Below are 8,123 nucleotides of genomic sequence, written 5' to 3' on the forward strand. Positions count from 1 at the left end.
GAACCGGTGCCTCCAGCAGGCTTCTGAAAGGACGTCCACATGTACCCGTTGATTCGGCCGACCGCCTACGAACCCGATCCGGCCGCCGGGCACTGGGTCGAGGACTATCAGGTCCTCACCTTCGCCGAGCGGTGGCGGACCGAACTCACGGAACTTTATCAGGCCGGCCAGCCGAATCGTGACACGCCTGCACACCTTCCCCTCAGGCAGCTCAACGCACTACTGCGCGCGGCTGCTCCCGGAGTCGTCGCGACGGGCCGTGGCGCGGCTTCCGACGCGAGCGTCCCCTGGGTCTACGCCCGGGAAGGAACGCCGATGGCCGTTCTCACCCCGCTGGTCACCTCGTGGGCGATGGCCCTACGGCCGGAGCCCGAACACGACGAGGCGATGTTGCGTGTTCTCACGTCGATGCACGACACCATACCGGAGTGGACCGTCGAGTCGGTGGATCTGACCGCTTCCGCGGTGACCGCCGGCGGCACCGCGCGGCCATCGCCGCAGCTCTACGCCCTCCTGCCCGAGGTCGTCGCAGCCCGCCTCGCCGCGCGGCCATTCCGTTCCGACGGGGTCGCGCGAGACGTCGACTTCCGCGTCGTGGTCGGCAACCAGCTCGCGGAGCTGGTCTCCTGGCCACCTTTCGAATACGAACGGGCCGGCCGATCCTGGTTCTACTCCGCGGTCGTCACCATCACCCTGCGAACTGTCCCTTTCGCACCGAGCTTCCGTCTCCACCTCTCGACCGGAATTCGGCGCTGGGCGACCGGCGCGCCCGTCTTCCTTCCTCAGGGACGGCAGGCGACCTTGCTCTTCAAGGCCGAGTTGCCCTGGATGCAGGACGCCGCGGCCTCGACGCCGCGGCTGATCGCCAACACGATGGCGTTCAGTCCTCGCCTCGGCCAGGTCGACTGGCACGGGCGCGCCTCGGTCGATCTCCTGCCCGAACTCGACATCGTCCGGACCTATCCCCGGGCAGCGGATCTGCGGGAGGCGCCGGTGAACTGGATCCGCGGTCAGGGCGGGATTGCCGCCGGGATCATCCACAGCACAGCGATGGGCACGCACGCGGTCGGCGCCGGGCTCATGCCGGCCGAGCGCGCTCGGCTTGACGCCTGGGTCGAGGAGGGCTTGCGTCCGATGTTCCGACCCGTACCCGCTCTCGCGAGGGGATTCACTGGTAACAAGCCGGCGCTGCTCCCCCGCGGCCAGACCGGGGACGCGCTGAAGGAGATCGCACGGAGGCAACAGGAGACCCGGGCACGTCGAGAGGCGCTGCTCGCCAGCCTCGACGGGCAACCGTTGGACGTCGACATCGCCTGGCAGTACCCGGAAACCCGGGACGGTCTGGTGAACACCCTGCGCGACCTGCTGGGGTTCCCCGCCGACGTCGTCACCGAAGGCCCCGACCAGCGCTGGCAGCTCGCCGAGCTGCGGGTCCACATCCGCACCGCGGAACTCGGGGCGATCGGTTCCGCTCTCGAGATCTCACGTCGCGAGAAGCAGTCCCGCGCCACGGCGCTGGGTGAGGCGATTCGGGCCCGCCGCACCGCAGTGGCCACCCGCTTCGACCAGCTGACAGGGCGGGTCGGCCTCGCGATCGTCGAGCTAGCCGGCGAGGGCCGATTCAACGGTGAGCCGGATTCGGATCCGAAGTTCGCCTTGCGACTCGGCCTCGCGGATACGGGCCGGCTCAGTCAGTTCATCCAGATCCCGGACGACACGGAGGTCGGGATCAACACCCGGGCGAAATCGGCCTGGCTCGACGGGTTCCGCCAACTCGGAGCGATCACCATTCCCCGGCATCGAGTCGGCGACGCTCTCCCCGGCGACCTCCAGTACCTGGCTATCTGGGTGGCGCGTCGCCGCGCCGACGGGCCGACACGGCGCGCCGGGAACCAGCTGATTGCACTTCGCGTTCGTCCTGGCGACGCCGCACACCCAGTGCGGGGGTGGCACGACACCCGCAAGGAATGGGTTCCCTACCCTGTGCTGCTGCTCGACCTCGCACGGGACGCTGACATGGTCGCCGGAGCAATCGAGGCGTCGGCAGACCGCCTGGACGGCGGCGCCGCTGTCGGCACGCGACCCACACCGTCGGTCACCGCGGTTCAGTGCGAAGAGATCGAACGGCTCGTCAGATCAGTGCTGTACCAGGCGCGCGACCGGCCGACGCTGCTGCTCGCGAACGCTGGGAACCTTCGCCGCTCCTGGCCGTGGATCGGCAACGACTCGCTCGTCCGCGACATGCTCGGGTTCAGCGGGTCGGACGTCCAACGACTCGCTGCCTACGGCCCCGACCTGCGGTTCGTGCTGACCCGGGACAGCAACGGCCGCGAGGAGGTGCCGCAGTGGTACGCGCCCGGCGACGACCGGGTCGGTTTCGCCGCCGGGTTGTGGGCCGCACTGGGCGCGGACACGGACAACCGCGTCTTCGTGAGCACCGCGGACTCATCAAGCAGCGCGAAGGCCATCAAACGAGGCCTGCTGAAACTGGGCCCGCATCCGGACTGGCCGACCGGGCCAGCGAAGACGGCCTGGAACCCGCGGTACTTGGAGCTGACGGTCGTCGGTTGCCTGTCCGAAAAGGCTCTCGCGGACGCCGGGCGGGACGACGTTGGCCCGGACCAGCCCGCGGCGTGGGCCGCGTTGGCCCACCAGCTGCGCTTCCACGACAACTACGAACCGCTCTCCCGGCCGCTGCCCCTGCACCTGGCGAAGCTGGCTGAGGAGTACGTACTCCCCACCAAGTCGACCGTGCCCGCCGAGTAGAGCGCTGCCGGCCCGGTCAGGAGCGGCGGCTGCACGTACTAATGAGAATGCTGACTGCCGGACTCGACAAGGTGTATCTGCGCAGGTCACGGGCCCGCAAGTGAGCCATTCCCCGCAACGGTTTGCCACGCTCCGTGAGCGTCACTGGCTGTGGAGAGTCCCGGCTGTGGGATCGGGGCGGCGAAAGACGAAACGCGGGGCCCCGGTAGGAAGTTGTCTTCCTACAGATCGACTTCCGAGAGGCCCCACGTCCCTGTGAGTGTCACATACACCGCCGAGCTGCCCCTTGGCGATCACACTGTCGTGCGCCTGGCGGTACTGCTGGTCGCGGAACGCAAGCGGAAAGGTACCCGGGAGGGGACCCGTAAGCTCTCCCCCTGGGAACAGGCCGTGTTCGTCCTGCGCTGGTTCTGCGATGGGACACGGGTCAAACAGTTGTGCGACGACCACAAGGTCAGCAAGTCGGTCGGCTACCGCTGCCTGCACGAGGGCGTCGCGGTGCTGGGCTGGCAGGCCCCCGACCTGCGCAACGCGCTGCTCGCGGCCAAGGCCGCCGGCTACGAGCACATGGTCGTCGACGGCACGGTGGTCGAGACCGACCGGGTCTCCGTCCCTGGCCCGACCAGCGGCGTGGACCTGTGGTGGTCCGGAAAAATCAGGAACCACGAACTGTTAACTGAACTAGCGTGGCTCGTCGATCTTCTGATGCGACAATCGGCTTCTCGGCGCCTTATGGTCGCTCGCCATGGATGGATCAACCGGGAGCGGCGAGGACCTGACCGGGTTACGGGTTCTGCCGGTGGGGGCGCTGCGGGCGACGGGCTCGCTGTTCGACCCGTTCCAACTGGTCGACCCCGGCGGCGAGCCGGTCGGCGCGGTTGCGGCGTTCCTGCGGGAGTTGCAGGGGCGTGGGCTGTCGGAAGGCACGCAGCGGTCGTACGGGATGGACCTGCTGCGCTGGTTCCGGTTCCTGTGGGCCGTGGAGGTGTCGTGGGAGCAGGCGACCCGGGCTGAGGCCAGGGACTTCATGCGCTGGCTGCGGATCGCGCACAAACCGGAGCGGGCGCACTGGCGCACGGGCGTCGCCCCGGGGCCGGGGGCGGCGGTGCCGGGCGCGGTGAACGCGGTGACGGGCCGGCCTTCGCCGGGGCGGGGGTTCTCGGTAGCAACCGCGGCGCACACCGAGACGGTGGCTCGGACGTTCTACGACTACCACCTGCAGGCCGGGTCGGGGCCGTTGGGCAACCCGTTTCCGCTGGCCCGGCCGGGCCGGCGGGCGCATGCGCACCGCAGTCCGATGGAGCCGTCCGCCCGCGAGCGGGCCGGGCTCTACCGGCCGCGCCAGCCGGAACGGGTACCCAGGCAGATCCCTGACAGGATCTTCGACGAGCTGTTCGCGCGGCTGGGGTCGGACCGGGACCGGGCGCTGGTGGCGTTCTGGGTCTCGACCGGTGCGCGCGCGGCGGAGTTGCTCGGTCTGAGGGTCGCTGATGTCGACCCGGGCTGTCAGACGGTGCGGGTGGTGCGCAAGGGCAGCCGGGCAATCCAGCCGCTGCCGGCGTCGCCGGACGCGTTCGTCTGGCTGCGGCTCTACCAGGCCGGGACCGCCGGCCTGGTCCCGGCCGGGCCGGACGACCCGGTGTGGTGGACGCGGCGGAGACCGCTGCGCCCGCTGGGCTACCACGCGGCGCGGGCGATGTTCGACCGGGCGAACACGATGCTGGGAGCGAACTGGACGCTGCACACCTTGCGGCACACGGCGGCCTACCGGATGGCCCGTGACCCGCTGATGCCGCTTACCGATGTGCAGTGGGTACTCGGCCACGCGCACCTGACCACCACGCAGATCTACGTGAGGCCGACGGCCGAGGACGTGATCGAGAGCGTGCTGGCCCACCACCGCCGCCGGGCCGAGGTCCCGCCGGCCCCGCCGCCGACGGCGGGCTACCGGCCGGAGAGCCTAGACGCGCTGTTCGGCGGCCGGGCGTGGTGAGCGCTGGCCTGGCCGCCCCGGCGGCTCTGGCCCGGACGCGGCCGGGGATCGCCGCGGATCTGCTTGACCGGTTCCCACCGCGGCCGGTGGCGGACCGCTGGGAGGCCACCGCCCTGGGTCGCGACGAGCTGACGGCGCGGCTGCTCGCGCCGCCGTTCACGATCGGCGCGCCGACCATGGTCCCCCAGCGCAGGCGGGCACTGGCCAGGTTCCTCGACTGGCTCTCGCAGTTCCCGGGCGGCACCTGGCAGCAGCGCTGGGAGGCCAGCGGCGCCTCGCAGGACGGGCAGCTGTCCTGGCGGCCCGGCGCCGCACAGTGGCTCGTCGACACCGGCCGGGCGACGGCGAGCGCGTCCTGGCTCGAAGAAACGATCACCTACGGCTTCGGTCAGATGGTCTACGCGGATGCGCTGCGGCCGAGCCTTTCCTGGCTGCTGTCGTGCTCCGTCTCGTTCCCGCTAACCGTGGAGATATCCCGGCTGCGCGACCCCGCGGGGTTCGCGGAGCTGCGGGCGCGCGCCGCGGCCAGTGGTCTCGCCCTGACCGGGCAGCGCGGCGTGGTCGAGCTGGTCGCGGTGCTGGTCGCGGCCAAGGGCGGGCTCGTTGCGGACATCACCGTCGGTGACTGCCTCGAGCTGATCGAGACCCGCTCCGGGATCAGCGCCAGCCAGGGCGGCCGGAAGAGCGGGACCAGCTTCTACCAGGTCCTCCGCGGAATGGGGCTGTTCCCCGCCGAGGCGCCCGCGACGCTGCGCATGATCAACCCGCTGTTCCAAGGCCAACTCTCGCCCGGCGAGCTGATCGACCAGTATGCGCTGGCCTGCCGCCCGGTCCGCGACCTGCTGGTGGACTACCTCGAGGAACGACGCCCCGGCGTCGACCACACCACGGTGCGGGCCTTGGCCTACTACCTGGGCAAACTCTTCTGGAAGGATCTAGAGACCCACAACCCCGGCATCGACTCGCTGCACCTGCCCGCCGACGTGGCTGCCGCCTGGCAGCAGCGAGTCATGACCAGGACGCTGCCCTTGGCTGCCAGCGTCGGGGAGCCGGCCACCGCCGCCCGGTTGTCCGCCACGAACGCCCTTCTTGCGATCCGCGCGTTCTATGAGGACATCGCCCACTGGGCGCTCGAGGACCCCCGCTGGGTTCCGTGGGCCGTGCCCTGCCCCGTCCGCGTCGACCGGCGGGCGGTCGCGAAGGAGCGGCAGCACCGTCAGTCACGGATGGACCAGCGGACTCGCGAGCGGCTGCCCGTCCTGCCCACCCTGACAGACACCGCGGTTCGCCGGCTGGCGGATGCCCAGGCACTGCTCACCGGAGCCTCGGCGGCCGAGCCCGGCGCCGTGTTCACCGTCGGCGCCGTCACCCTGCGCCGCTCCCAGCAACCCGGGACCACGGCCCGGGTCACGGCCCTCGACCCCGACACCGGGCGACTGCGCGACCTGGCGCGCGCGGAGGAGGCCGCGTTCTTCTCCTGGGCGGCCATCGAGGTGCTGCGCGCTACCGGAATCCGCGTGGAGGAACTGACGGAACTCTCGCACCACAGCTTGGTCCAGTACCGCGTCCCGAGCACCGGGGAACTCGTCCCCCTGCTGCACATCGCCCCGTCCAAGACCGACATCGAGCGTCTGCTTGTCATCTCGCCCGAACTCGCCGACGTGCTCGCGGCCCTCCTGCACCGTGTCCGTGACGCCGACGGCGCCGTCCCGCTCGTCATCGCCTACGACCGCGGCGAGCGCACGTTCCTCCCGCCGATGCCCGTGCTGTTCCAGCGATGCGTCGGCGCCGATCAGCGCCCGATCCCCGCGGGGACCATCCGTGAGTGGGTCACCGACGCCCTCGCCGGCACCGGTCTGACCGACGCATCCGGTGTTCCCCTGCGGTTCACCCCGCATGACTTCCGCCGGATCTTCGCGACCGAAGCGATCATGAATGGGATGCCCCCGCACATCTGCCAGTTGATCATAGGGCACAAGGACATCAACACCACGATGGGCTACAAGGCCGTCTACCCCGAGGAAGCCATCAACGGCCACCGCGCGTTCATTGCCCGCCGCCGCGAGCTGCGCCCTGCCGCCGAGTACCGCACCCCGACCGACGAGGAATGGGAGGAGTTCCTCGGCCATTTCGAGCGCCGCAGGCTCGAACTCGGCGACTGCGGCCGCGCTTGGGGCGCCAGTTGCCGCCACGAGCACAGCTGCATCCGCTGCCCGATGCTGCGCGTCGACCCCGCCCAGCGCGGTCGTCTGGTCGAGATCCGTGACAACCTGCTCGCCCGAATCGCTGAGGCCGAGCAGAAGGGCTGGGCCGGCGAGGTCGAGGGCCTCAAGGTCAGCCTGGCTGCCGCCAACAACAAGCTCGCCCAACTCGAACTCGCCGACGCCCGCCGACGCGGCGCCGCCGACCTCGGCATGCCCACCTTCGGCGATACCGCCACCCGGACGATCACCGTCACCCCCGCCGCGGGAGGAGCCCGATGACCACCACGGCCCAGCGCGTTGAGATGCTGCGCGCCAGCGCTGCCGGCCTGCCCACCGAGGAAGCCGCCGTCGGCCTGCTCGCTGCCCATGCCCACTGGCTCGACCGCGCCGACTTCACCCGGCACATCACGGAGGCGCGAAACGTGACCGACCCCGCGGCCGGCGTCGCAGCCATCGACTGGCCCTCCGCGCTCTACGCACTCGACACCGGTCGCCTGCCCTGCTCCGCTGGCGAGCGCCGCATGTTACGGCTCGCGGCCAGCCTCGCCGACCGGGCGGCGATCAGCCTCGGCGACGCCGTCACCAGCCTCGACCACACCAACAGCCGGATCCTGGTCGAGGCCATCCTCCATGTTGTCGACTACAGAATGTAGTGGCTGTTGCCCTGAGTAGTTAGTTCAGAGAAGGTGGCAACGTCCAGGTCGTCTCCGCCCCCGACGACGGCTGGCCGCTGTGGGTCTCCGACGTCCGGCCCGGCCGGGAGCACGACAGCACCGCCTTGCGCGCCTCCGGCGCCCTGCCGGTGCTCGCCGACTGGACCGACGCCGGCGGCGAGGTCCTCGCCGACCTCGGTTACGAAGGGCTACAAGGCCAGGTCGCGGTCCCGTACAAGAATGCCAAGAACAGAGACCTCCCCGACGACCAGAAACGGCACAACCGGATCCACAACGCCCTGCGGGCCGTCGGCGAACGCGCGAACGCCCTCCTGAAGCACGTCAAGGCCCTGCGGAACGTCAGCCTCGATCCTGGAAGATCGGCCTGATCGTGAAAGCCGCCCTCGTCGTCCTCCACACCGAACACGGTCGCACCACCTGACGACCAACACAGGCACACGCCATTGTGACTACCCACCGCAACCACCGGTTACGGGGAAAAGCTCA

The 8,123-nt window shown here is 70.4% G+C and carries 4 protein-coding genes and 2 pseudogenes; all 6 read left to right on the top strand.

Features of this window, described 5'->3' with window-relative positions:
* The first annotated feature begins 39 nt into the window (after window positions 1-39).
* Window positions 40-2,766, top strand: a complete 2,727-nt coding sequence (locus U9980_RS16640; protein WP_322768755.1) for a pPIWI_RE module domain-containing protein — start codon at window positions 40-42, stop codon at window positions 2,764-2,766.
* Between the two features lie 255 nt (window positions 2,767-3,021).
* Window positions 3,022-3,432 (top strand): annotated as a pseudogene (locus U9980_RS16645) (IS5/IS1182 family transposase); the annotation flags it as partial.
* Window positions 3,433-3,511: 79 nt separating this feature from the next.
* Window positions 3,512-4,759 carry a site-specific integrase gene (locus U9980_RS16650; RefSeq protein ID WP_322768756.1) on the top strand — a complete coding sequence of 416 codons (1,248 nt, stop codon included), beginning with the start codon at window positions 3,512-3,514 and terminating at the stop codon, window positions 4,757-4,759.
* Entirely contained in the window at window positions 4,756-7,242 is a 2,487-nt protein-coding gene (locus U9980_RS16655) for a site-specific integrase (protein WP_322768757.1), read from the top strand. Before U9980_RS16650 ends, U9980_RS16655 begins: the two co-directional genes overlap by 4 nt.
* Window positions 7,239-7,616 (top strand): hypothetical protein, encoded by a 378-nt coding sequence (locus U9980_RS16660; protein WP_322768758.1) that lies wholly within the window; start codon window positions 7,239-7,241, stop codon window positions 7,614-7,616. The genes U9980_RS16655 and U9980_RS16660 overlap by 4 nt, the downstream gene beginning before the upstream one ends.
* A gap of 32 nt (window positions 7,617-7,648) precedes the next feature.
* Window positions 7,649-8,058 (top strand): annotated as a pseudogene (locus U9980_RS16665) (transposase family protein); the annotation flags it as partial.
* Window positions 8,059-8,123: the final 65 nt, after the last annotated feature.

The sequence above is a fragment of the Protofrankia sp. Cr1 genome (assembly GCF_963555865.1).
Classification (GTDB): Bacteria; Actinomycetota; Actinomycetes; order Frankiales; family Frankiaceae; genus Protofrankia.

Bases quoted from the DNA above. Each gene is read 5' to 3' on its own strand.
- U9980_RS16640 (WP_322768755.1), top strand. From the start codon at position 40: ATGTACCCGTTGATTCGGCCGACCGCCTACGAACCCGATCCGGCCGCC.
- U9980_RS16660 (WP_322768758.1), top strand. From the start codon at position 7,239: ATGACCACCACGGCCCAGCGCGTTGAGATGCTGCGCGCCAGCGCTGCC.
- U9980_RS16650 (WP_322768756.1), top strand. From the start codon at position 3,512: ATGGATGGATCAACCGGGAGCGGCGAGGACCTGACCGGGTTACGGGTT.